Origin of the sequence: Nocardia sp. NPDC059154 (assembly GCF_042755705.1) — a bacterium.
In the GTDB taxonomy this organism is placed as follows: domain Bacteria; phylum Actinomycetota; class Actinomycetes; order Mycobacteriales; family Mycobacteriaceae; genus Nocardia.
Genome location: NZ_JBHZCS010000003.1, coordinates 206,626 through 229,572, shown reverse-complemented (window position 1 = coordinate 229,572; position 22,947 = coordinate 206,626). Strand labels below are relative to the sequence as shown.

Annotated in this window: 20 protein-coding genes; 9 read left to right on the top strand and 11 right to left on the bottom strand. The window is 69.2% G+C overall.

The window, feature by feature from the left end; translation table 11 throughout:
* Nucleotides 1–72 precede the first annotated feature (72 nt).
* The 3 genes from ACFXN1_RS04665 to ACFXN1_RS04655 are packed head-to-tail and all read left to right on the top strand — an operon-like array spanning nucleotide 73 to nucleotide 2,949.
* Nucleotides 73–819, top strand: coding sequence for an MBL fold metallo-hydrolase (locus tag ACFXN1_RS04665; RefSeq protein ID WP_379463489.1), 747 nt, complete (start codon nucleotides 73–75; stop codon nucleotides 817–819).
* A complete protein-coding gene (locus ACFXN1_RS04660) occupies nucleotides 816–1,319 on the top strand; it encodes a gamma-glutamylcyclotransferase family protein (RefSeq protein WP_379436639.1) in 504 nt (167 codons plus the stop codon). Before ACFXN1_RS04665 ends, ACFXN1_RS04660 begins: the two co-directional genes overlap by 4 nt.
* Before the next feature lie 34 nt (nucleotides 1,320–1,353).
* Nucleotides 1,354–2,949, top strand: a complete 1,596-nt coding sequence (locus tag ACFXN1_RS04655) for an acyl-CoA synthetase (RefSeq protein WP_379436638.1) — start codon at nucleotides 1,354–1,356, stop codon at nucleotides 2,947–2,949.
* On the opposite strand, the gene ACFXN1_RS04650 is transcribed toward ACFXN1_RS04655, so the two are convergent.
* From ACFXN1_RS04650 to ACFXN1_RS04640, 3 genes are all read right to left on the bottom strand, one after another.
* The gene (locus ACFXN1_RS04650) at nucleotides 2,911–3,387 is read right to left on the bottom strand and encodes an RpiB/LacA/LacB family sugar-phosphate isomerase (RefSeq protein WP_379436637.1); all 477 of its coding nucleotides are present in this window, start codon (nucleotides 3,385–3,387) and stop codon (nucleotides 2,911–2,913) included. The genes ACFXN1_RS04655 and ACFXN1_RS04650 overlap by 39 nt on opposite strands.
* A gap of 34 nt (nucleotides 3,388–3,421) precedes the next feature.
* Nucleotides 3,422–4,405 (bottom strand): aldo/keto reductase, encoded by a 984-nt coding sequence (locus ACFXN1_RS04645; RefSeq protein ID WP_379436635.1) that lies wholly within the window; start codon nucleotides 4,403–4,405, stop codon nucleotides 3,422–3,424.
* 112 nt (nucleotides 4,406–4,517) lie between these two features.
* Nucleotides 4,518–5,102, bottom strand: coding sequence for a TetR/AcrR family transcriptional regulator (locus ACFXN1_RS04640; protein WP_379436634.1), 585 nt, complete (start codon nucleotides 5,100–5,102; stop codon nucleotides 4,518–4,520).
* A gap of 97 nt (nucleotides 5,103–5,199) precedes the next feature.
* Here ACFXN1_RS04640 and ACFXN1_RS04635 point away from each other — a divergent pair, with 97 nt between their 5' ends.
* A complete protein-coding gene (locus ACFXN1_RS04635; RefSeq protein ID WP_379436632.1) occupies nucleotides 5,200–6,237 on the top strand; it encodes a beta-ketoacyl-ACP synthase III in 1,038 nt (345 codons plus the stop codon).
* Nucleotides 6,238–6,349: 112 nt separating this feature from the next.
* Here the strand turns inward: ACFXN1_RS04635 and speD are convergent, their stop codons facing one another.
* The 4 genes from speD to ACFXN1_RS04615 all read right to left on the bottom strand — a co-directional run bounded on the left by speD (nucleotide 6,350) and on the right by ACFXN1_RS04615 (nucleotide 12,416).
* Nucleotides 6,350–7,564 carry an adenosylmethionine decarboxylase gene (speD, locus tag ACFXN1_RS04630; protein WP_379436687.1) on the bottom strand — a complete coding sequence of 405 codons (1,215 nt, stop codon included), beginning with the start codon at nucleotides 7,562–7,564 and terminating at the stop codon, nucleotides 6,350–6,352.
* Nucleotides 7,565–7,576: 12 nt separating this feature from the next.
* Nucleotides 7,577–8,677, bottom strand: a complete 1,101-nt coding sequence (locus ACFXN1_RS04625; protein ID WP_379436686.1) for a type III PLP-dependent enzyme — start codon at nucleotides 8,675–8,677, stop codon at nucleotides 7,577–7,579.
* Between the two features lie 228 nt (nucleotides 8,678–8,905).
* Nucleotides 8,906–11,374, bottom strand: coding sequence for a DEAD/DEAH box helicase (locus tag ACFXN1_RS04620; RefSeq protein ID WP_379436684.1), 2,469 nt, complete (start codon nucleotides 11,372–11,374; stop codon nucleotides 8,906–8,908).
* A gap of 88 nt (nucleotides 11,375–11,462) precedes the next feature.
* On the bottom strand, nucleotides 11,463–12,416 hold the full coding sequence (locus ACFXN1_RS04615; protein ID WP_354837060.1) for a PAC2 family protein: 954 nt from the start codon (nucleotides 12,414–12,416) through the stop codon (nucleotides 11,463–11,465).
* A gap of 204 nt (nucleotides 12,417–12,620) precedes the next feature.
* Here ACFXN1_RS04615 and ACFXN1_RS04610 point away from each other — a divergent pair, with 204 nt between their 5' ends.
* Nucleotides 12,621–13,328 (top strand): sensor domain-containing protein, encoded by a 708-nt coding sequence (locus tag ACFXN1_RS04610; protein ID WP_379436631.1) that lies wholly within the window; start codon nucleotides 12,621–12,623, stop codon nucleotides 13,326–13,328.
* A 45-nt stretch (nucleotides 13,329–13,373) separates the two neighbouring features.
* Here the strand turns inward: ACFXN1_RS04610 and ACFXN1_RS04605 are convergent, their stop codons facing one another.
* Both ACFXN1_RS04605 and ACFXN1_RS04600 read right to left on the bottom strand, forming a co-directional pair.
* Nucleotides 13,374–13,946, bottom strand: coding sequence for a hypothetical protein (locus ACFXN1_RS04605; protein ID WP_379436629.1), 573 nt, complete (start codon nucleotides 13,944–13,946; stop codon nucleotides 13,374–13,376).
* Nucleotides 13,947–14,070: 124 nt separating this feature from the next.
* Complete coding sequence (locus tag ACFXN1_RS04600; RefSeq protein WP_379436628.1) at nucleotides 14,071–15,018, bottom strand: helix-turn-helix transcriptional regulator; 948 nt, start codon at nucleotides 15,016–15,018, stop codon at nucleotides 14,071–14,073.
* A 97-nt stretch (nucleotides 15,019–15,115) separates the two neighbouring features.
* On the opposite strand from ACFXN1_RS04600, the gene ACFXN1_RS04595 reads away from it, so the two are divergent.
* Both ACFXN1_RS04595 and ACFXN1_RS04590 read left to right on the top strand, forming a co-directional pair.
* A complete protein-coding gene (locus tag ACFXN1_RS04595; protein WP_356998227.1) occupies nucleotides 15,116–15,520 on the top strand; it encodes a VOC family protein in 405 nt (134 codons plus the stop codon).
* A gap of 311 nt (nucleotides 15,521–15,831) precedes the next feature.
* Nucleotides 15,832–17,049 (top strand): DUF4192 domain-containing protein, encoded by a 1,218-nt coding sequence (locus ACFXN1_RS04590; RefSeq protein ID WP_379436627.1) that lies wholly within the window; start codon nucleotides 15,832–15,834, stop codon nucleotides 17,047–17,049.
* Nucleotides 17,050–17,071: 22 nt separating this feature from the next.
* On the opposite strand, the gene galE is transcribed toward ACFXN1_RS04590, so the two are convergent.
* Both galE and ACFXN1_RS04580 read right to left on the bottom strand, forming a co-directional pair.
* A complete protein-coding gene (gene galE / locus ACFXN1_RS04585; protein WP_379436626.1) occupies nucleotides 17,072–18,052 on the bottom strand; it encodes a UDP-glucose 4-epimerase GalE in 981 nt (326 codons plus the stop codon).
* Between the two features lie 3 nt (nucleotides 18,053–18,055).
* Nucleotides 18,056–18,742 carry an iron dependent repressor, metal binding and dimerization domain protein gene (locus ACFXN1_RS04580; RefSeq protein WP_354837046.1) on the bottom strand — a complete coding sequence of 229 codons (687 nt, stop codon included), beginning with the start codon at nucleotides 18,740–18,742 and terminating at the stop codon, nucleotides 18,056–18,058.
* 219 nt (nucleotides 18,743–18,961) lie between these two features.
* On the opposite strand from ACFXN1_RS04580, the gene ACFXN1_RS04575 reads away from it, so the two are divergent.
* Nucleotides 18,962–20,236 carry an acetoin utilization protein AcuC gene (locus ACFXN1_RS04575; protein WP_379436624.1) on the top strand — a complete coding sequence of 425 codons (1,275 nt, stop codon included), beginning with the start codon at nucleotides 18,962–18,964 and terminating at the stop codon, nucleotides 20,234–20,236.
* Nucleotides 20,229–22,931 (top strand): GNAT family N-acetyltransferase, encoded by a 2,703-nt coding sequence (locus tag ACFXN1_RS04570; protein ID WP_379436623.1) that lies wholly within the window; start codon nucleotides 20,229–20,231, stop codon nucleotides 22,929–22,931. The genes ACFXN1_RS04575 and ACFXN1_RS04570 overlap by 8 nt, the downstream gene beginning before the upstream one ends.
* Nucleotides 22,932–22,947 lie beyond the last annotated feature (16 nt).

Genomic DNA, 22,947 nt, shown 5'->3' with positions numbered 1-22,947 from the left:
ACGTACGCTTACGGCGTGGCTCCATATGAACATGTACAGAGTTTACAGATTCACCACCTGAACTGCGGCACCATGGGATTCGGCCTGATCGATCACTGCCTGCTCATCGAGACCCGGGACGCGCTCGTGCTCGTCGACACCGGGTTCGGGCTGGAGGCCGTGCGGCAGCCCGGCAAGATGGTGGGTGCCGGCCGTTTCCTGCTGGGGGCGAAGCCGGCCGAGGCCGAGACGGCGGTGCGCCAGATCCAGCGCCTGGGCTATGACCCGCGCGATGTCCGCCACGTCATCCTGACCCATCTCGACCTGGACCACTCCGGCGGGCTGTCGGACTTCCCCGAGGCCACCGTGCACGTGCACGGACCCGAATTCCGTGCCGCCACCGCCACACCCACCCTGTCCGAGCGGTTGCGCTACCGGGCCGCGCAGTGGGCGCACGGGCCCAAGTGGATGGTGAACGAGGTCGAGGGCGGTGAGGACTGGTTCGGGTTCACCGCGGTGCGTGACCTGCCCGGGCTGCCGCCGGAAATCCTGGTGGTGCCGCTGGCGGGCCACACCCGCGGGCACGCCGGGGTCGCGATCGACCACGGCAACGGGTGGCTGCTGCACGCGGGCGACTCGTTCTTCGCGGAGTCCAGCATCCATCCCGAGGAGCCGTTCACGCCGTTCTGGTGGAAGGTCTACGAGACCGGAGCCATTGCGGGCGAGGCCTATCGGGCCAATCAGCGGCGGCTGCGGGAACTCAGGAAGCTGCACGGTCACCAGGTGACGATCATCAACTCGCACGACGCGGGCATTTTCGCCCGTACGGCCGGCAGATGACCAGCCCCGACTCTCGGGAACTCCCCGCTCCGCTGCCCCGCGGTTCACGGTGGAGCCGATCGCGGTTACCGGCGGCGGGTGAGCCCCTGTTCGTCTACGGGACTCTGCAATTCGGCCCGGTGCTGACCGAATTGATCGGGCGGGTACCGGCCATGGAACGCGCGCGCTCGATCGGGCGGCGGGCGGCCGCGCTGCCCGGCCGCGCGTATCCGGGACTGGTGACCGCGACCGGCTCCGTGACCGAGGGGTACCTGCTCACCGGGCTGACCGCCGACGAGTGGCGGGTGCTCGACGCTTTCGAGGACGACGAATACGATCTGCTGCCGGTGTCCGTGCACGCGGGGGAGCGGGTCGGATACGCGTGGACCTATGCCTGGACCGCGGAGGTCGAGGACTTCGAGTGGTCGCCCGCGGCGTTCGCCTCCGAGCACCTGCCGCGTTACGTGGGGAAATGCGCTGCGTGGCGGCGAAATCTGGTCCTGCTCAGCGAGACTGTATGACGCCGGACACACTCGTGCGGTAGAAGTTGATCGCATGGATGCAGAGGGCACTGAGCTAGAAGTGGCGGGCGCGCGGTCGCAGGCGCTCGGAGATCTCCTGCGGCGCAGCGCCGCCCGGGTCCCGGACAAGACCGCGCTGGTCTGGCGGGAGCGGCGGGAGAGCTACACCGAACTCGATGCGGCGGTGAACCGGGTCGCGCACAGCCTGGCCGATCGCGGTGTGACGCAGGGCGATCGGGTCGCGATCTATTCACACAACTGCCGTGAGTTCGTGCTCGTGTACTTCGCGCTGGCGCGGCTGGGCGCGATCTCGGTGCCGATCAACTTCATGCTCACCGCCGACGAGGTGGCGTTCATCCTCGAACACTCCGGGGCTGTCGCGCTGATCACCGAGGACGGACTGGCCGGGGAGGCCGAGGCCGCGGTGAAACAGCTGGGCGACAGCGAGATCCGGCTGTTCGGCTGGATCGGGCTGGGCGGGCTGCCCGCGACAGCTGGGTGGGAGGACGTGAGCGCGTGGGAACACCACCCCGACGCCTCGGCGCCGCAGGTGTTCGTCGGCGACGACGACCCCATCCAGATCATGTACACCTCCGGCACCGAGTCCCGCCCCAAGGGCGCGGTGCTGTCCAGCCGCGGGCTCATCGCGCAGTACACCAGTGCGGTGGTGGACGGACGCATGAGCGCCGACGACATCGAGGTGCACGCGCTGCCGCTGTACCACTGCGCCCAGCTGCACTGCTTCCTCACGCCCGACCTGTGGCTCGGCGCGACCAGCATTCTGCTGCCGGGCCCCGATCCCGCGACGATCCTGCGCACCATCGAAACCGAGCGTGCCACGAAGCTGTTCTGCCCGCCGACGGTGTGGGTGTCGCTGCTGCGGCATCCCGACTTCGACGGCTTCGATCTGTCGTCCCTGCGCAAGGGCTACTACGGCGCCAGCATCATGCCCGTCGAGGTGCTGGTCGAACTCTCCGAGCGGCTACCCGGGGTGGGGCTCACCAACTTCTACGGCCAGACCGAACTCGCGCCGCTGGCCACGGTCCTCGCGCCCGAGGACCAGCTGACCAAGCCCGGTTCGGCGGGGCGGCCGGCCCTCAATGTCGAGACCCGCGTGGTCGATGACGACGACATCCCGGTCGGTGTCGGCGTGGTCGGCGAGATCGTGCACCGCTCTCCGCAGGCCATGCTCGGCTACTGGAACGACCCCGCGAAAACCGCGGAAGCCTTCCGCAACGGCTGGTTCCACAGCGGCGACCTCGGCGTCCTGGACGCCGACGGCTACCTCAGCGTCGTCGACCGCAAGAAGGACATGATCAAGACCGGCGGCGAGAACGTCGCCAGCCGCGAGGTCGAAGAGGTCCTCTACGAGCACCCCGAGATCTCCGAAGCCGCCGTGGTGGGCATCCCGCACCCGCACTGGATCGAAGCCGTCACCGCGATCGTGGTGGCCCGCAATGGAACCGACCCCGACGCCGCCACCGTCATCGCGCACTGCAAGCAGCGGCTCGCCGGCTACAAGGTCCCCAAGTACGTGACGTTCGTCGAGGCCCTCCCCAAGAACCCCAGCGGCAAGATCCTCAAACGCGAACTACGCACCGCCCACGCCCATCTCGCCACCGAGGCCTGATCCCGCGATCCCGTCCAGGCGCGCGATATTCGCGCGATCGCCGGGGTCCGCACTCGGGGCCCCGGCGAACCAGGCATCCAGAATCTCGGCCAGCTGCGCCCGTGAGGTGAGCCGCAGACTCAATGCCAGCACGTTGGCGTCATTCCACTTCCGCGCTCCCTCAGCGGTATACGCGTCCACGCACAGCGCCGCCCGCACCCCCGGCACCTTGTTCGCCGCAATGGAAGCGCCGGTCCCGGTCCAGCAGCACACCACGGCCTGCTCGGCCCGTCCCTCCGCGACATCCCGCGCCGCAGCCTCACTGGCCCAGGCCCAGTCGTCCCGTTCGGCGGGCTCCAGCGCGCCGTGCACGGTCACCTCGTGCCCGCGGGCCCGCAGCTCCTCGACCACGGCCGCGGCCACGCCGGTGTCCTCGTCAGCGGCAACCGAAATCCTCATGGATGCAGTATCCGCCGCTGCGGCGAGCGGACGGTCATCGACCGGCCGCGCGCGCCAGTTCCTCGGGGTATCGGGCGCCCGCGACGGCGCCTGAGGGGGCGGCGGCCTCGATCCGGGCCAGGTCCTCGGCGGTCAGCGTGATCTCGGTGGCCGCGACGTTCTGCTCGAGGTAGGTGCGGCGCTTGGTGCCGGGGATGGGGACCACGTCCTGACCCCGGGACTGGACCCAGGCCAGCGCCAATTGACCGGGGGTGACGCCCTTTTCGTCGGCGAGGCTGCGCAGTGCCGCGACGATGGCGAGGTTGGCGTCGAAGTTGCCGTCGGCGAAACGGGGCAGCCGGCGGCGCATGTCGTCGGCGGGGAGGTCGGCGGTCGAGGTGATCGCGCCGGTGAGGAAGCCGCGACCCAGCGGGGAGAAGGGGACGATGCCGATGCCGAGTTCGCGGCAGGCGGGAAGGATCTCGGCCTCGATATCGCGGGTCCAGAGGGACCATTCGGATTGGAGGGCCGTGACGGGGTGGACGGCGTGGGCGCGGCGGATGCTGTCCACCGAGGCTTCGGAGATGCCGAGGTAGCGGACCTTGCCCGCCCGGACCAGCTCCGCCAGGGCGCCCCAGGTCTCCTCGATCGGCACGTTCGGGTCGACGCGGTGCTGGTAGTAGAGGTCGATGTGGTCGACGCCGAGCCGTGCGAGGGATTCATCGCAGGACTGCTTCACGTAGGCGGCGTCGCCGCGGGCGCCCATCGCGCCCTTGTCGCCCCAGACGATGCCGAACTTGGTTGCGAGGACCACCTTGTCGCGGCGGTCGGCGATGGCGCGGCCCACCAGGCGCTCATTGGTTTCGGGGCCGTAGACATCGGCGGTGTCGAGCAGGGTGACACCGAGGTCCAGAGCGCGGTGGATGGTGGCGATGGACTCGGCGTCATTGTCGTGCACACCGTAGGCGTGGCTCATGCCCATGCAGCCGAGGCCCTGCGCGCCGACGGTCAGTTCGCCGAGCTTCCTGGTCGCGATCATGCGGTGAATCCTCCTCGGTAGGACTGGAATTCGCGGCGGGAGCCGCGCACGGACATGACGCTACGACCTGGAGTGTGCTCCAGGTCAACCTGGAAACCGCGGAGTCGCACCCTCACCGGCGGTTCGGCATGTGGTGGTGGAGCAGGACGGTGAGCTGGGTGCCTGCGTCGGTGAAGGGCAGGGCGGATTTCAGTGCCCGGCTCTGCACGATCGCGCCCTCGATCACCGACAGTGCGAAACCCGACAGCGAGCATGCCGTCGCCCGCTCGACCCCGGCCGCCACCAATCCGTCGGCCAGCCGCGCGGTCCATTCGGAGAACGCCTGCCCGGCCGCCGACTGCAGTGTCGGGTCGAGTTCGTCGAGAGCGGCGGCCATCATGAACGAGCCCGCCCGGAACTCGCTGGTCTCCAGCTGGCCGCGCCAGAAGCCGAGCAGTTCGTCCACCCACGCCGCCAGTGAGGGCGCGCCCGGCAGCGCGTCGGACATGCGGCTCACGTGCGAGTAGACCATGCGGGACACGATGCGGGCGGCGGTCGCCACCAATTCGCCCTTGCCGGACGGGAAGTGCTGGTAGAGCGAGTTTCGGGAGGCATTGCTGCGCTTGAGCAGCTCGTTCAGCCCGGCCGCGTGCACGCCGTGCTCCTGGACGGTGGTGATGGTGCTCGCGATCAATCGGGCGCGCGGTCCCGCCGTCATTGCAAATCCCTCCAGCCCTTGTGTGAACCGATCGGTCCATGTTAAACCTTTCCCATGTGGACCGATCGGTTCATATGGGAAAAGAGGAATTCCGCGCATGTCAGCCCAGATCGCCACCGCCACCCCGGTCGCCCACGCCGCGCTGCTCGGCCTGGGCGTGTACCGACCACGCCGGGTGGTCCCCAATGCCGAGATCGTCGACCGCATCAACTCCTCGGACGAATGGATCCGGACCCGCTCCGGCATCGAGGCCCGCCACTGGGCCGAAGCGGACGAGACCATCGTGAGCATGAGCACCGCCGCCGCCGTCGACGCGCTCGAGGCCGCGGGCGTCACCGCACAGCAGATCGACGCGGTCATCCTGGCCACGTCCTCCCAGATGGTGCTGGGACCGTCGGCCGGTGCCGTGGTCGCCACCGAACTCGGCATGCACGACACCGCCGCCTTCGACGTCTCGGCCGGCTGCGCGGGCTTCTGCTATGCGCTGGCCAATGCCGCCAACCTGGTGCGCGCCGGACAGGCCCGGCATGTGCTGGTGATCGGCGTGGAACGGCTCTCGGACCTGCTCGACCAGGAGGACCGGACCTGCGCGTTCATCTTCGCCGACGGCGCGGGCGCGGTCGTGGTGGGACCGTCGGAGGCCGAGGGTATCGGGCCGGTGGCCTGGGGTTCGGACGGCAGTCAGACCGCGGCGATCAAGCAGGACAAGGACTTTCAGCAGTACTTCGCCGAGGTGGCCGAGGCCGAGGCGACCGGCGGCACCACGGTGCGGCCGTACATCCGGATGAACGGTACGGCCGTATTCCGTTGGGCCGTCACGTTCTTGGAGAAGGCGTGCCGCGACGCGCTGGATCAGGCGGGCGTCACCGTCGAGGATCTGGACGCGTTCGTGCCGCATCAGGCCAACAGCCGCATCACCGATGCGCTGGTGCGCACCCTGCACATGCCCGAAAGCATCGCTGTCGCAAGGGATATCGCCGAGACCGGTAACACCAGCGCCGCCTCGATCCCGATGGCCATGGAGCAGCTGCTGCGCTCCGGCGCGTCCCGGCCGGGCGACACCGCGCTGCTGCTGGGTTTCGGTGCGGGCCTGGCCTACGCCGGTCAGGTGGTCAAACTCCCCGCCATCGCCTGACGATCGGCCCGCGGACAACGAAATCCGTTGTGTGAAACGACGGAAACCGTAGCAATGAGAAGCGCCCCCCACGGAAGTCCGTGCGGGGGCGCTTCTGGATGGAGCTGATCGACTAGACGCTCACGCCCACACGCAGCGCGTGCGGCTCGATCGCGCCGCGGACCAGGGCCTGCGCGTCGATGGTCTCGGCCCGGTAGGGCAGGGTCGCCAGCGTGGCGGTCATCTTGGCCACCGGATCCGCGATCGCCTTCGGGGTGCCGAAGATGAAGGTCCACTCGTGCTCGTCGCTGACGTAGGGCACGACGGTCTCGAACAGGTTGTGGAACCGGGTCCACGAGCGCTTCAGGGTCTCGTTGCGCCACATGGTCTGACAGCCGGCCTGCGCGGCGAGCACGCCGCCCTCGGCCAGCAGCGCCTTACAGCGGTTGAGGAAGTCGTCCTCGTAGAGGCGGTTGTGCTGCGCGTCCTCGACCCGCTCGTCCGGCAGGTCGATGCAGATCATGTCGTAGCGCACGCCCGCGGCCTCGGCCTTGGCCAGGAAGTCCCAGCCGTCGGCGTAGTGCATCTTGATCGGGCCGGTCTGTGCGACCGCCGCGGCCAGATCGGCCTGGCTGTAGCCGTAGGGGAGGTGCTCGGCGCACAGCTCCACCTCCAGCTGGTCGATGTCGACGTGGTCGACGAGCGAGGCGCCCGCGGCCACCGACATCTGCGAGGCGACACCCTCACCGGAACCGATGATCAGCACCTTGTCCAGCTTCTCGGCCAGCGCGTAACCCGGGACCAGCATGGCCTCGTGGTAGGTGAGCTGCGAGAACTCGGTGGACTGGCGGTCGTCGTCGGAGAACAGGGAGATGCCCTGCTCGGTGCGCGCGATCACCATGTGCTGGAACGGGGTGTTGGTGTCCACGATGGTTTCCGTGGTGTTCCACACCCGGGTCAGGCCCTCGCCGACCGGCTCGTGGATCCGGCGGGCGGTGTGGCCGCGCTGGATGACCTCGATGTTCACCGAACCCGGAGACAGCTCCTGCTGCAGCAGTTCGACGGCCTTGGTGGCGCCGGAACCGATGCTGCCGCAAGTGAACACGTCGACGAAGATGTCGCCGGACTCAGGGTAGGTGTGGATCGAGGCATGCGACTCGGCCAGGAGGGCCAGGATGGTGACACCCTGCGGCTCGAACTTCTTGCTCACGACATCGCAGATGGTCACCCCCGCGGCGACCAACGATTTTCGAAGCGCGGTTTCGAGTCGTTCGAGGTCGTCGCAGAGGCTGGCGTCGACACCACCGAACTCGGCCAGCACGTGCCAGCCGGTGAATTCTGCCGTGATCATGGCTAAAACTCACTCTCGCTCAGCGCCAGTGACATGGACAGTCAAAGGCGGAAAACCGTTGAAGGACACCGACGAATAGCTCGCCGTATAGGCGCCGGTCTCGAGGATCCGAACGGGATCACCGGCTCGCAACGTGGTCGGAAGGAGGACACGCGTGCGTTGATAGAGTACATCGTCGCCGTCACACGTAGGACCGGCTACCACAGCTTCGTCCTTCGGATCCGCGTCCCGATCGGTTTGGAATCGGTAGGCGATGTACTCGTTCTCGGTCTCGGCCATGCCGTTGTAGCGGCCGATGTCGAGGTATACCCAGCGCCGCCCGTCCGGCGCTACGCGAACATTCACCACTTCGGCGTGGATCACACCGGTGTTGCCCACCAGGGCGCGACCGGGTTCCACGACGAGTTCGGTGTGTTCCGGGAGACAGCGGCTCGCCGCCTCGGCGATGGCCGCGCCCAGCTCCGCGAGTCCGGGAGCCGGATCGGCGTACGAAATCGGAAGGCCCCCACCGATATTCACGGCCGTGACTGGAATGTCCTTGACCGCCAACGCTTCCGCGATGGCGCCTGCCTGCTCGATCCCGATGCCCCAGGCCTTCGGGTCCAGCTGCTGCGAGCCGACGTGGAAATAGGGGCCGACCACGGTCAGGCCGAGATCGTGCGCCCGCACCAGCAGCCGCTTGGCCTCACCCGGCGCGCAGCCGAACTTGGTCCCGAACGGCGTCTGCGACTGCGGAGCCGACGACAGGAACCGGCACTCGACCTCGGAACCCGGCGCGTGCTCGGCGATGCGTTCCAGGTCGTCCTCGGTGTCGAAAGCGTAGCGCCGCACGCCCGCCGCGTAGGCGGTGGCGATCTGGGAAGCCTTCTTGATCGGGTTGCCGTAGCACATGACGGCCGGATCGACACCTTGCGCCAGGCAGAGCTCGATCTCACCGACGCTGGCGACGTCGAACTCCGCGCCCTCGTCGTTCAGCAGCCGGATGATCTCCGGCACGGGACTCGCCTTGACGGCGAAGCGAATTCGTGCCGCGGGAAGTGCGGCGTGCAGTGCGCGGTAGTTCGCGCGGACCTTGTCGAGGTCGATGACCAGACAGGGTGACTCGGGCAGGTTTCGACCGGGCAATCTAAGGGAACTCTTTTCTGTCGGCCGCAACGGCAGGGACTCAGGCAACCTGCGAGACGATACACGCGTTGGGCCTCGAAAAACGAACCGGTGGACGATCGATTACGTCACTCTAACGCCGGGATTCGTTCGGCTGCCCCGCGCGTCGTCTTACGGGAGTGTGACCACGGACCGCCGGGAGCGGCCCGCCGCTCATCCCACCGTCACCGAAAGTCAGCCCGCGGTGACCGAAAGGTCGTCGAAGACCACTTCACCCGCGGCGTCGGACTCGGCCAGATCCACGATGGCGTCGATGGACCAGCCGTGGTCGCCGTTGGGGTCGTCGAGCACCTGCCGGACATCCCAGAATCCCGGCCGCTGCTCGACCCGGAACAGCTGTGGTCCACGGGCGTTCGGACCGGTCCCGATGGTCTGGTATTCGTCGAAATAGGGGCCGAGTTCGGCCGCCCAGTCCAGTTCGTCGCCCAGCTCGGCCAGCGCGTCCCAGCGCCGCAGCGCGGCCAGGTCCACCCGCCGGAACATGGCATTGCGCACCAGCACCCGGAACGCGCGCTCATTGGCGGTGATCGGCCGTACGGTCTCGGCCCCGAACGCCACCTGCTGATCGTCGGACTCCGCACCGGGATTGGTGAGCTGCTCCCACTCGTCGAGCAGGCTGGAGTCGACCTGCCGGATGAGTTCGCCGAGCCATTCGGTGATGTCGTCGAGTTCCTCGGTGCGCGCCTGCTCGGGCACGGTCCGCCGCAGCGCGCGATACGCGTCGGCCAGATACCGCAGCACCACGCCCTCGGAGCGGGCCAGCTCGTAGCCCGACACCAGTTCGGCGAAGGTCATGGATCGCTCGACCATCTCGCGCACCACGGATTTGGGGGAGGGCTCGAACTCCGACACCCAGGGGTGCCCGGCCTTGTAGGTCTCGAACGCGGGCTCGATGAGTTCGGCGGCCAGGGGCTTGGGCCAGGTGACTTCTTCGAGGAGTTCCATGCGCTCCTCGTATTCGATCCCGTCGGCCTTCATCTCCGCGACCGCCTCGCCGCGCGCCCGGTGCTGCTGGGCCATGAGCAGCTGGCGCGGATCCTCGAGGGTGGACTCGATCAGTGAGATCACATCGAGGGTGTAGGTCGGCGACTCCTTGTCGAGCAGTTCCAGTGCCGCCAGCGCGAACGGCGAGAGCGGTTGGTCGAGCGCGAAATCGCGCTGCAGGTCGACCATGAGCCGGGCATGTCGTCCGTACCGGTCGGGTTCGTCGAGCTGCTGGACCACGCCCGCGTCCCGCAGCGCCCGGTACAGCCGGATCGCTTTGAGGATGTGCTTGCGCTGCGCGGCCCGCGGCTCGTGGTTCTCCTCCAGCAGGTGTCGCATGGCGTAGAAGCAATTGCCTTTGCGCGCAATCACATTCAGCAGCATGGAGTTGGTCACGTTGAACCGCGACACCATGGGCTCGGGCGAGGCCGCCACCAGCCGGTCGAAGGTGTCCTCCGACCAGGACACGAAACCCTCGGGCGGCTTCTTCTTCTGGACCTTCTTCAGCTTCTTGGGGTCGTCGCCCGCCTTGGCGATGAGGCGCGCGTTCTCCACCTCGTGCTCGGGAGCCTGCACGACGACCGTGCCCAGGGTGTCGTAGCCCGCGCGCCCCGCCCGGCCCGCGATCTGATGGAACTCACGGGCATTGAGCCGGCGCGTGCGCACGCCGTCGAACTTGGTGAGCCCGGTCAGCATCACGGTGCGGATCGGCACGTTGATGCCGACACCGAGGGTGTCGGTGCCGCACACCACTTTCAGCAACCCGTCCTGGGCGAGCTTCTCGACCAGTCGCCGGTACTTGGGCAGCATGCCCGCGTGGTGCACGCCGATGCCGTGGCGGATGAACCGCGACAGCGTCTTGCCGAAGCCGGTGGCGAAGCGGAACTCGCCGATGGCCGCGGCGATGGCCTCCTTCTCGGTCTTGGACGAGACATTGACGCTCATCAGCGCCTGCGCCCGCTCCATGGCCGCGGCCTGGGTGAAGTGCACGACGTACACCGGCGCGAGGCTGGTGGTCACCAGATCCTCGAGCGTCTCGGTGATGGGTGTGCGCACATACGAAAAGCTCAGCGGCACCGGCCGTTCCGAACCGGACACCACGGCGGTCTCGCGGCCGGTGCGCCGGGTCAGATCCTCGGCGAAGAAGTCGACCTCGCCGAGCGTGGCCGACATGAGCAGGAACTGCGCGCCGGGCAGTTCGATCAGCGGCACCTGCCACGCCCAGCCGCGATCGGGGTCGGCGTAGTAGTGGAACTCGTCCATGATCACCTGGCCGATATCGGCGGAAGCGCCCTCGCGCAGCGCCAGATTCGCCAGGATCTCCGCGGTGGCGCAGATGATCGGCGCGTCCGGGTTCACCGCGGCGTCGCCGGTCACCATGCCCACCCGGTCGGCCCCGAAGACGTCGCACAGCGCGAAGAACTTCTCGCTCACCAGCGCCTTGATCGGCGCGGTGTAGTAGCTGCGCTGGCCCCGGTTGAGCGCGGCGAAGTGCGCGCCCAGCGCGACCAGCGACTTCCCGGACCCGGTCGGGGTGTTCAGGATGACGTTCGACCCGGTGACCAGCTCCAGCAGCGCTTCTTCCTGCGCCGGATACAGATTCAGGCCGGCCGAGCTCGCCCAATCGGCGAAGGTCTCGTACAACCAGTCCGGGTCCACGTCGGATACGGCACGGTCGGGAACCAATTCGGACAGCTGCACGCCGCCCAACGTTACCGGTCGCCACCGCGGACGCCGGTAGCGACCACTACCGCAGCGGCGGGTTCTCCGGTCCGTCGCCGTCGGCGTAGCCGGCCTGCTCGGCCAGGAAGCGCTCGAACTCAGCGCCCAGCTCGTCGCCGGTGGGCAGGTCGTTCTCGCTGGCCAGCAGGCTGGACTGGCGTTCCTGGGCGGTGACGAAGCTGTCGTACTGGCGTTCCAGCGCCGCCACCACGGTCTCCACCTCGGAGTTGCCGGCGATCTGCTCGTTGACCTGTTCGCGCACCCGCGCGGCGGCATCGGTGAGCGCGGCCAGCGGCAGTTCGAGGCCCGCGTTCTCGGCGACGTTCTCCAGCAGCGTCTGCGCGGCCTCCGGGTAGGCGGTCTGGGTCAGGTAGTGCGGCACGTGGACCGAGAACCCGACCGACTCGTGCCCGTGCTGGGCCATCCGGAACTCCAGCAGCGAGGACGCGCTGCCCGGCACCTGCAGCTCACCCGGCCAGCGCTGATGATCGCCGATCAGATCGGAGTCGGAGGCGTGCGCGGTGACGCCGAGGGGACGGGTGTGCGGAATCGCCATGGGAATCGCGCTCAGACCGATAGTCCGGCGCACGCCCAGCTGCTCGGCGAGCAGGCGCACCGCGGTGACGAACCGCTCCCAGCGCAGGTCCGGTTCCAGCCCGGCCAGCAGCAGGAACGGCGTGCCGGCGGTGTCCTTGAGCGCCCACAGGCTCAGTTCCGGCTCGGTGTAGTCGGAGAAGTGGTCGGTCTTGAAGGTCATCAGCGGCCGCCGCGAGCGGTAGTCGAGCAGCTCGTCCATGTCGAACGAGGCGACCAGTTCGTGCTCGAGGCTTTCCTTCAGATGCGTGGTGGCGAGGCGTACCGCGTGCCCGGCATCGGTGAAGCCCTCGAGACCGTGCACCAGCACCGGACCCGAGCCGTCGGCGGACGACAACTGCGGAGCCGGGAACTCCAGCTCGTACATTCGCGACTCGTAGTCCATCGCGTACTCCTTCCTGCGTGGCCCACTTTCGCGACCAACCCACATTGTCCCTCATCCGCATGACAGGTGTGCACCACCCGCATTGGGTGTGCAACACGCTGGGCCCGGACACGCATTCCCGGCAGTGCGCCGCGCGGCGTGGCATTCGGTGTGACGCGGCGTGGCATTCGGTGTGAACAGCCGATTTTCGGCATAGTGGGCGGAGTGATCGCGCCCTTCCGCACCCCCGCATGCAGCAGCCTCAGGACCGCGCGCACCGTGGGGATCGTGGCGCTGGGCGGGTTGCTCGCCGCATGCGGGACCACGGTTACGGGCCATCCGATCGCCGCCCGCAATCCGGTGCCGGCGGCCGGCTCCGACACCGGTCTGACCAAACTGCTGCCGGATCCCTCGCAATTCCCGTCGCGGTACACCGCGATCGTGCTGCCCGCCGAGGCCGCGAGCCAGGCCGCCAATGATCTCGAGGGCTACCTGCCGGGGGCACAGGTGGATCCGAACACCTGCGCACCGGCCACGCCCACCGCGGGCCCGGCCGTGGCCGTCGGCACCGACGACACCACCCGCGCCACCCTCACCGTGGCGCTCACCCGGTCGGGTCGACCGCTGTCGGCACTGCGAGATCAGTTGCAGCGCTGCGGAACCGTGCGTGTCGGGCACTCCGGAGTCACCTCGGTGGTGACCACGCAGCTGGATCCGCCGCCGCCGGTCGATGCCGACGACTCACTCGCGCTCCGCCGCACGGTCGGCACCGACAAGAGTGCGACCGGTCTCACCAGGACCATGCAGACGCTGGTGGGTCAGATCGGCGATGTGCGAATCGCGGTGACGTACATGACCTCCGGGTCCACCTCCGACAGCGAGGCTCTCGACGCCCTGTTCACCTCCGCGGTGCGCAAGGTTCGCAAGGGCTGAGACCCGAGGGAGCCGACCTCTGCCCATTTCGGCTCCCGGGCCCGATCAGCAGACGGGAAGCGGGGTGGCCGACCCCGACGCGGAACCGCTGCCCGCCGAACCGCTTCCGCCCGAGCCGCTGGCCGAGCCGCTACCCGCGGAACCGCTGCCGCCGGAGCCGCTGGCCGAGCCGCTGCCTGCGGACCCGCTGTTCGACGAGCCCGGGAACAGCGAGGAAACCGGCGGGCAGGAACCACCCTGGCCGACGACGTAGACGATGGTCGCCTGGGCCAGGCCCTGCCGGACGCCGATGGTGTAGGTGCCGTCGGAGGTCGGATGCCAGGGCATGTTCGCCGCGGCGCCGGCGCCGTACGAGGTCGGGGTGAGGGTGCCGATGACCGCGCCGTTCACCAGGAAGTCGACCGGGCTGAGCTGGTCGGAGCCGGACAGCGAGGCCTGGATGGAGCAGCCGTTGGCGACAGAGCACGTCTTGTCGCTGGTGAGCCCGGCGACATTGATGTTGTCGACCGCCGCCCCGGCCGGGGCGGCCAGTACCGACCCGGCCACGACCGCGAGCGCCGCGGCCGCGCAGGCGCCGGCGGCGGACCGTCGCAGATCCGGGGAGAGCTGATTACTCATGGGTGAATCCTTTCGGCGCGTTGAAGGGGTCGCGCCGGGCGGACTGTAACAGTGGCGGGCCGCTCAATTGAGCGAAATCGCCACTGCTGCAACATGATTCGGATATTGCATAACAGGGAAGCGGTTACTCGCCGGTTCGGTAGCGCTGCACCAGCTCGGCGCCCAGCCGGGCGAGTTCGGCGCGCACCGACTCCGGCTCGACCACTTCCAGGGCCGCGCCCCAGCCCGCCAGCTGCTGGGCGATCATGAGCGGCGTCGGCGCGGTGATCCGGGCCCGGACCCGCCCGTCGCCGGTCGTGCCGTCCAGAACGCAGTGCCGCCCTTGCTGTTTGCGCAGCACCGGCGCGAGCGCGGCTTGGATCAGCACGGTGGCCGAGAGGGCGGAGCGCTGCCGTTCGACCTCCTCGACCACCTCCGACCAGGCCGTCGACAGGTCGAAATCCTCCGGCCGGCGGGCGATCTCGTCGGTGATCGCCAGGGTGGCGATCCGGTCCACACGGAAGGTCCGCTGCCCGTGTTCGGTTCCGGCCACCAGGTACCAGTTGCCGTCCTTGTCCACCAGGCCCCACGGATCGACCGCCCGCTCGGTCCGCCGCCCGGCTCGGTCGTAGGCGAACCGGATCCGGCGGCGGCGCACCACCGCCCGCTGCAACTCGTCCACCAGCGCGGGCGGTCGCTGGTCCGATTCGCCCCAGCGGGCCGGGTCCACCACGATCGCGCCCGCCGCGGCCTCGGCCTCGGTACGGAAGGGTTGCGGCAGGGCGCGCAACAATTTCCGCAGGGCCGACTTGGTGGCGGGTGTGGCCGTCGCCACCGGGCCCAGCAGCAGGAACAGGGCTTGGGCCTCGGTGGCGGTGAGGCCGCTGAGATCCGTGCGCGCGCCGCCCACCAACGCCCAGCCGCCGCCGCGTCCGGGCTGCGGGTAGATCGGAATCCCGGCCGTGGACAGGGCCTCCAGGTCCCGGCGCGCGGTGGCCACCGACACCTCCAGCTCGGCCGCGACCTCCGCCGCGGTCACCCGGCCCCGGGTCTGCAGGAACAGCAGGGTGGCCACCAGTCGATCCGCGCGCATATCCGGAATTCTGCCGGGAAAAGTGCTCATTCGGTGAGCACTTTGAGCGCGATGATGGATTCAGATCGAGAACCACCCCCGACCCAGGAGAACGACCATGTTGCGTGGAATGGCCACCGTCAACTACTTCGCCGACGATCTGGAGGCGGCCAAGGACTGGTACAGCGAACTGCTCGGTGTCGCACCGTATTTCACCGTGCCGGGCGGGTACTACGAGTTCCGCATCGGCGACTACCAGGCCGAGCTCGGGATCATCAACAGGAAGTTCGCGCCTTCCCACCCGGATGTCCCGGGCGGGCAGATCGTGAACTGGCATGTCGACGATGTGGCGGCCACCTTCGGGCGGCTGCTCGACATGGGAGCCACCGTCTACGAGCCGATCATCGAACGCGGCGAGGGGACCGGGTTCGTGACCGCCTCGGTGGTGGACCCGTTCGGCAATGTCCTGGGCATCATGTCCAATCCGCACTACCTGGAGATCCTGGGTGAGTCCCGGCCGTGATGAATCGTGCTCGGCGTGGCGCGATATTCCTTCCGGCACTGTGTAGGACGCTCCTTCCGGCACTGCGCAGGACCAGTGCCGAGGCGGACTGTAACAGCGTGACCGCGCCCGCTCGGTCAAAATGAAACGAATCCATTTCAAGTTCAGGTCCGGCGGTCCGGGGGCACGGTAGCAGCGGGCACCGACAGCTCGTGGCCGTACCCGCCCGGGGCTCGCCGAGTAGTCCACGGCGCGCCGAAACATCCACAGCCTCAGCGAAACCCGAGGTCGGCCGCCCGGGGCGGTCTGCGGCGCGGCGCACTCTCGACGGCATGAACGCACCGATCGAGCCCACGCCACCCGTCGAGCCCACCCCACCCGTCGAGCCGAAGTCGGCCGTCGAGCCCGAGCCACCCGATCGCCCCGAACCTGCCGCCGATCCTCCCTTCGAAGATCCCGGCGAGCCCGGGGCGCGGCTGCGGGCGCCCGGCGATCTGATCGCGGCCGTCCCGGCCATGCTCGGATTCATGCCCGCACGGTCGCTGGTGGTGACGGTGCTCCGAGCGGATCAGGCGTCGCCGGATATCGCGGCGGTCGAGGTGGTGACCCGGATGGATCTGGACAATCCCGGGCGGAGTGCGATGGGGATGCTGGTCGAACGGGTCGCGGGCATCTGCGTGCGGCACCGGGCCGTCGCGGCGCTCGCCCTCGTCGTCGACGACCGGGCCACGGTGCCGACCCGCAAGCACCGGGGCGTGCGGGCGCGCAAGCACCACGATCTCGTTGCGGCGCTGGAACATCGGCTCGATGTCGACGCCGTGCCGCTGGCGGGGGCCTGGGCGGTGCAGGCCATCGGCGCCGAACTGCCGTGGTGGACGCTGTCCGGACCGTGGTCGCGCGGGCTGCAGCCGGATCCGGCGGCCTCGATGGTGACGCTGCGGCATGTGCTGGAGGGCCGGCCGCTGCGCGGTTCCCGGCGGGAGCTGACCGATATCCTCGCCGTCGACCCGGTGGCACGCGATGCCACCGCCGCCGCCCTGGAGGTGGCGGTCGCCGCCGCGGCCCGGCGGCTGGCCCGGGTTGTGCAGCACGGCGATTCGCGCGTGCAGCTGCGGCTCGAGGTGTGCCGGGTGCTGCGCTACCTGGAACGCGTCGAGGCCGGTGCCCGGCTCGCGCCGGCCGAGGTGGCGGATGTGGCCGTGGCCCTGCGGGATTCGGCGCTGCGCGACATCATGTTCGGGCTCGCCCCGGGCCCGCGCGCCGACGGTGCGGAGGCGTTGTGGCTGCAGCTGGCGCGGGCGCTGCCGGATCCGGATCGCGCCGAAGCGGCGGCGCTGCTGGGCTATTGCGCCTATGCGCGCGGGGACGGCCCGCTCGCGGGCGTGGCGCTGGACGCCGCGCTGGCCGCCGATCCGAAGCACCGCATGGCGACGCTACTGGACCTCGGCTTACAGACGGGTCTGCGACCGGAGCGGCTGGGCCGCCTCGCGGACTCCGGCCGGGAGGCGGCGGCCGAACTCGGCATCCACCTCGGGCCGGAGCCGCGATGACACTGCGGCCGGCGCAACGGACTCAGCGCGCGCTGTGCGCGCGGTCGCCCAGCGAGCGCAGGAAATCCCAGGCGTCGGAGACGATCTCGTCGAGATCGGTGTGCTCGGGTCGCCAGCCGAGTTCGGCGATGGCCTTGGCGCTGGAGGCGATCAGCACGGCGGGGTCACCGGCACGGCGCGGCGCGTCCACCGAATTGATCGGCAGGTCCGTCACCCGCGCGCACGCCGAAATGACCTCGCGCACCGAGAAACCGGTGCCGCTGCCCAGGTTGAAGATGCGGTGCACGCCCGGCTGCGACTGCGCCAGCGCCCGCAGGTGTGCCTGCGCCAGATCGCGAATGTGGATGTAGTCGCGCACCGCGGTGCCGTCCGGCGTCGGGTAGTCGGTGCCGAACACCGAGATCGACTCACGATGACCCAGTGCGGTCTGCAACACCAGGGGGATGAGATGGGTTTCCACCACGCGGTTCTCGCCGAGTCCGGCGTACGCGCCGGCCACATTGAAGTAGCGCAGGCTGGTCGCGGCCAGACCGTGCGCCGCCGCGTACGAGGTGATGGCGTAGTCGATGGACAGCTTCGACGCGCCGTAGGGGTTGGTCGGCTGCTTGGGTGCGTCCTCGACGATCGGCACCTGCTCCGGCTCGCCGTACACGGCCGCGGTGGAGGAGAACACCAGCCGCGGGGTGCCCGCGTCGCGCATCGCCTCGAGCAGCGCGAGGGTCTTCACCACATTGCCGTGCCAGTACTTCTCCGGCGCCACCACCGATTCGCCGACCAGCGACTGGGCCGCGAAATGCAGCACGCCGTCGAAGGATTCGGCCGCGATGAGCTCGGCGCCCGCGGTGGCGATATCGCCCTCGACGAACTTGGCCCCGGCCGGGACGCCGTCGGCATTGCCGGTGGACAGATCGTCGACGACCACGACCTCGTGGCCGTCCTCGAGCAGAACCTGCGCGCAGACGCCACCGACGTAGCCGGCGCCTCCGGTAACCAGAAGCTTCACGTATCAGACCAACTTCACTTGGACGGCGTGCGCCATCTCGTCGGACAGTTCGAATCCCTCATGGCCGGGCACCGAGATGATCACCGCACCCGGTTTGGTCTCCACGGTCACGCGGGCATCGGGCACCACGCCCGCCTCCCGGAGCTGATTGATGGTCTCCGGATCGGTCTGGATGTGCTCCGAGAGCCGGCGCACCACCACGGCCTGCGCCTGCCCGGTCGGCAGATCGCTGAGCCGGACCAGCTTCTCGTCGGCGGAGGCATTGGCCTGCAGGCCCAGTTCGTCCAGACCAGGAATGGGATTGCCGTAGGGGGAAGTGGTGGGGTGGTTGAGCACCTCGACCAGGCGGCGCTCGACCTCCTCGCTCATCACGTGCTCCCAGCGGCACGCCTCGGCGTGCACGTTCTCCCACTCCAGCCCGATGATGTCGACCAGCAATCGCTCGGCGAGCCGGTGCTTGCGCATCACGGCGACCGCCATGGCGCGGCCCTTCTCGGTCAGTTCGAGGTGGCGATCACCGGCGACGGTCAGCAAGCCGTCGCGCTCCATCCGCGCGACCGTCTGGCTCACCGTCGGGCCGCTCTGCTCGAGACGTTCGGCGATGCGCGCGCGCAGCGGCGTGACACCCTCCTCCTCGAGGTCGTAGATGGTACGGAGATACATCTCCGTGGTGTCGACCAGATCCTTCACCTGTTAAACCCCTTCGTCGGCACGAATTCTACCCATGCACGGCGGCTGCACCGGGCGACAGCTTATTTCGCGAACTCATTGTCAACACCCAGGACGGGCAGCGTGTTCCCTGCGGGTTCTCCGTGCGCACACAGCGTCGTCGATACCCTGCCATCCCGGTACGACAGCATTGCGGTGTCCAAAGCCTACGAACTCGTGCGACGCATTAGCGTGGCAGGTATGCCTGGCCGAGTTCGTGGTGACGGAACCCCCATTGGCGATGGAACCGTTGCCGGCGATGGAACCATCGTCTGGTCCGATCGGTTCCTCGATTACACCTGGACCCCGGAGCATCCCATGCGGCCGGTGCGGCTGCAGTTCACCATGGCGCTCGCCGAGGGACTCGGACTGCTCGACGGAGTGGAGCGGATCACACCCGGGGCGGCCGCGGAATCGGAACTGCTGCGGGTGCACACACACGATTACATCGAGGCGGTCAAGCACGCTCAGCAACCCCCCGGACCCGCTCCGACCGCACCGCCTTACGGACTCGGTTCGGCCGACAACCCGGTCTTCCCGCACATGCACGAGGCGGCGTCGGTGATCGTGGGCGGCACCCTGGCGGCGGCGCAGGAGATCGCGGCCGGGCGCACCCGGCGGGCGGTGAGCATCGGTGGTGGTATGCATCACGCCATGCCGGCCTCGGCAGCGGGGTTCTGTGTGTACAACGATGTAGCGGTGGCGATTTCGTGGTTGCTGGACAACGGGTTCGACCGCATCGCCTATGTCGATGTGGATGTGCACCACGGTGACGGTGTGCAGCGGGTGTTCTACGGTGACCCGCGCGTGCTGACCATTTCGGTGCATCAGCACCCGGCGACGCTGTGGCCCAACACCGGATGGCCGGAGGAGACGGGCTCGGGTCCGGCCGAGGGGACAGCCATCAATCTGCCCATCATGCCCGGCACCCGGGACCCGTTGTGGCTGCGCGGTTTCCATGCCGTCGTGCCGGGTGCGCTGGCGGCGTTCCGGCCGCAGATCGTGATCAGCCAATGCGGGGTCGACACCCATCGCGAGGATCCGCTGGCGGATCTGGAACTCACGGTGGACGGTCAGCGCGCGGCCTTCATCGCCATGCGCGATCTGGCCGACCGGTATGCCGAGGGCCGCTGGCTGGCGGTCGGCGGCGGCGGGTACGGGCTGATCCGGGTGGTGCCCCGGGCCTGGACCCATCTGCTGGCAACGGCTCTGGACCGCACCATCGATCCCGCCACCCCGACGCCGTCGCAGTGGCGTGAGCAGGTGGGCGCGTACGCGCCCATGGTCGCCGTGCCCGAGAGCATGGGCGACGGCGCGGATATCGGCTTCGCACCCTGGGACGGTCCCGGGGGCGGCCGCGACACCGGCGACGAGCGCGCCGACCGCGCCCGCCGGGCTCTCGACATATCCGTATTGGCTACGCGCCGGGCGAGTTTCGGCCTGCTCGGCCTGGATCCGGAGGATCCCCGTGACTGACTCCGCCGCCCCGCCCCTGCCCTCGGACACGCCCGGCACACCCGTGAATCCGCCTCCGCCGCCGGAGCATTGGTTCGCCGACGTGCTGGCCTCCGACGGTGGCGTGGTGGGATTGCGGCCGATCACCCCCGACGACGCGGAGGCGCTGGAGCGTTTCCACGAGGGGTTGTCGGACCGCACCCGGTATCTGCGGTACTTCGGTCCGTACCCGCGCATGACGCCGAAGGATCTGTACCGGACCACGCACGTCGACTATCGGGACCGGGTCGGGCTGGTGACCGAGCTCGGCGACGAGATCATCGCGGTGGGCCGCTACGAGTACCTGGCCGATCGGCCGGGACCCCGTGCGGCCGAGGTGGCCTTCGTGGTCGCCGACGGCCATCAGGGGCGTGGGCTGGGTTCGATCCTGCTCGAGCATCTGGCGGGCGCGGCGGCCGAGAACGATTTCGAGACCTTCGTGGCCGAGGTGCTGGCCGAGAACAATGCCATGGTGCAGGTGTTCCGGGACGCCGGATATCAGGTGCAGCGCAGCCGCGACGGGTCGGTGCTGCATCTGGAGTTCGCCATCGACCCCACCGAGGCGCTGCTGTCGGTGCGGGATTCGCGGGAGCGGGCCTCGGAGGCGCGCAGTGTCGGGAACCTGTTGTCGCCCAAGTCCATCGCGGTGATCGGGGCCACGCCGTCGACCAGCCGGGTGGGTGGCGCTGTGCTGGCCAACCTGCTGTCGGGGGGCTACCAGGGGCCGGTGTTCCCGGTGAACCGCAATCGCACAGCCGTGCGCGGGGTGCGGGCGTATCCGACGGTGCGCGACATTCCCGACGAGGTCGATCTGGCGGTGATCGCGGTGCCCGCCACCGAGATCGGGTCGGTGCTCGACGATTGCATGGCCAAGGGCGTCAAGGGTCTGGTGGTGCTGACCGCCGGATTCTCCGAGACCGGTCCGTACGGCTATCAGGCCGAGCGGGAGCTGGTCGACGCCGCGCGGGCGCACGGTATGCGGGTGGTGGGGCCGAGCGCGCTCGGTATCGCCAATACCGATCCGCGGATCGCGCTGAACGCCACCCTCGCACCGGTGCTGCCCGGGCGCGGGCGCATCGGATTCTTCTGCCAGTCCGGACCATTGGGCGCGGCCATTCTCGGTGAGGCGGCCGCGCGGCAGCTGGGACTGTCCACCTTCGTCTCCGCCGGCAACCGCGCCGACGTCTCCGGCAACGACCTGCTCCAGTACTGGGACAGCGATCCGGACACCGATGTGGTGCTGCTGTACCTGGAGACCTTCGGCAATCCGCGCAAGTTCTCCCGCATCGCGCGGCGGGTCGCGCACACCAAACCCATTGTGGCCGTGAACAGCGGCCGCAATGCCGCGCGGGTGGAGGGGGACCGGGACCTGGACCGGTCGCTGGTGCGCAATCTGTTCGCGCAGGCCGGGATCATCCAGGTCGATTCCATCACCGAGCTTTTCGACTGCGCCATGCTGCTGGCCTATCAGCCGCTGCCCGCCGGGCCGCGCCTGGCGGTGATCGGCAACAGCGCCGCGCTGAGCTGGCTGGCGGTCGACGCGGCGCGCGGGGAGGGACTCGAGGTCGATGAGCCCACCGACCTCGGGCCGCAGGCGAGTCCGGCGGACTACCTGACCGCCGTCGCCGCGGCGGTCACCGACCGGGCCGTGGACGCGGTCATCGTCATCTATTCGCCGCCGGTGCCGGCGGCGGTCGTCTCCTTTGCCGAGGCCATTCGCTCCGGCGCCCAATCCGATCCGGCCACACCGGTTCTCACCACCTTCGTCGCCGATCAGGGCATGCCCAACCTGCTCGCCATGCGCGGGCTGGGCGGAATTCTCGAGCGCGGTTCCATTCCCTCCTACGGGGATCCGGAGCGGGCCGCGCGGGCGCTGGCCCGGGCGCGCCGTTACGCCGACTGGCGTACCCGACCGCTGTCGCCGGTCGTCCGTCCGGGCGGCGTCGATACCGCGCGGGCACGGGAACTGGTGGCGGAGTGGATGAACGCGGACTCGGCGCACTGGCTCACCGACCTGCAGGCCGCGGAACTGCTGGGCTGCTACGGAATTCGCGTGGTGGAGTTCCGCGAGGTGCTCGACGCCGACGCCGCGGTGCACGCGGCCGAGGAGCTGGGTTTTCCGGTGGCGGCCAAGGCGACCGGCGAAATGTGGCGCAATCGGCCGGATCTCACCGGGGTGCGGCTGGATCTGTGGCGCTCGGACGCGGTGCGGCGCGCGTTCACCGACCTGAGCGAGATCTCGGGCAATCCGGTGCACATTCAGCGCATGGCGACCAAGGGCGTGGGCTGCACCTTCCGGGTGCAGGACGACCCGTCGTTCGGTTCGGTCATCAGTTTCGGGCTCTCCGGCACCATCATCGATCTGCTCGGCGACCGCGTCTACCGGGCGCTGCCGCTGACCGAGGCGGAGTCGGCCGAACTCATCGACGCGCCCCGCGCCGCCCCGCTGCTGTCGGGCACCGTGGGCGGCCGCGATATCGGCAAACCGGTGGACAAGGGCGCGCTGGCCGAACTGGCGCAACGGATCTCGGCGCTGTGCGACGACCTGCCGGAGGTGCGGGAGCTGCAGTGCGAACCGGTACTGGCCTCGCCGGAGGGCGCGGCCGTGCTGTACGGACGGGTGCGGATCGGGCCGGAACCCAACAGGTTCGACATCGGTCCGCGCCGGATGGGTTGAGCAGCCGCCCCGAGCG

What these genes read in the sequence shown, in the direction of transcription:
- ACFXN1_RS04665 (WP_379463489.1), top strand. Translation starts at nt 73, where the DNA reads ATGGGATTCGGCCTGATCGATCACTGCCTGCTCATCGAGACCCGGGAC.
- ACFXN1_RS04660 (WP_379436639.1), top strand. Translation starts at nt 816, where the DNA reads ATGACCAGCCCCGACTCTCGGGAACTCCCCGCTCCGCTGCCCCGCGGT.
- ACFXN1_RS04655 (WP_379436638.1), top strand. Translation starts at nt 1,354, where the DNA reads ATGGATGCAGAGGGCACTGAGCTAGAAGTGGCGGGCGCGCGGTCGCAG.
- ACFXN1_RS04650 (WP_379436637.1), bottom strand. Translation starts at nt 3,387, where the DNA reads ATGAGGATTTCGGTTGCCGCTGACGAGGACACCGGCGTGGCCGCGGCC.
- ACFXN1_RS04645 (WP_379436635.1), bottom strand. Translation starts at nt 4,405, where the DNA reads ATGATCGCGACCAGGAAGCTCGGCGAACTGACCGTCGGCGCGCAGGGC.
- ACFXN1_RS04640 (WP_379436634.1), bottom strand. Translation starts at nt 5,102, where the DNA reads ATGACGGCGGGACCGCGCGCCCGATTGATCGCGAGCACCATCACCACC.
- ACFXN1_RS04635 (WP_379436632.1), top strand. Translation starts at nt 5,200, where the DNA reads ATGTCAGCCCAGATCGCCACCGCCACCCCGGTCGCCCACGCCGCGCTG.
- ACFXN1_RS04615 (WP_354837060.1), bottom strand. Translation starts at nt 12,416, where the DNA reads ATGGACTACGAGTCGCGAATGTACGAGCTGGAGTTCCCGGCTCCGCAG.
- ACFXN1_RS04605 (WP_379436629.1), bottom strand. Translation starts at nt 13,946, where the DNA reads ATGAGTAATCAGCTCTCCCCGGATCTGCGACGGTCCGCCGCCGGCGCC.
- ACFXN1_RS04600 (WP_379436628.1), bottom strand. Translation starts at nt 15,018, where the DNA reads ATGCGCGCGGATCGACTGGTGGCCACCCTGCTGTTCCTGCAGACCCGG.
- ACFXN1_RS04595 (WP_356998227.1), top strand. Translation starts at nt 15,116, where the DNA reads ATGTTGCGTGGAATGGCCACCGTCAACTACTTCGCCGACGATCTGGAG.
- ACFXN1_RS04590 (WP_379436627.1), top strand. Translation starts at nt 15,832, where the DNA reads ATGAACGCACCGATCGAGCCCACGCCACCCGTCGAGCCCACCCCACCC.
- ACFXN1_RS04575 (WP_379436624.1), top strand. Translation starts at nt 18,962, where the DNA reads ATGCCTGGCCGAGTTCGTGGTGACGGAACCCCCATTGGCGATGGAACC.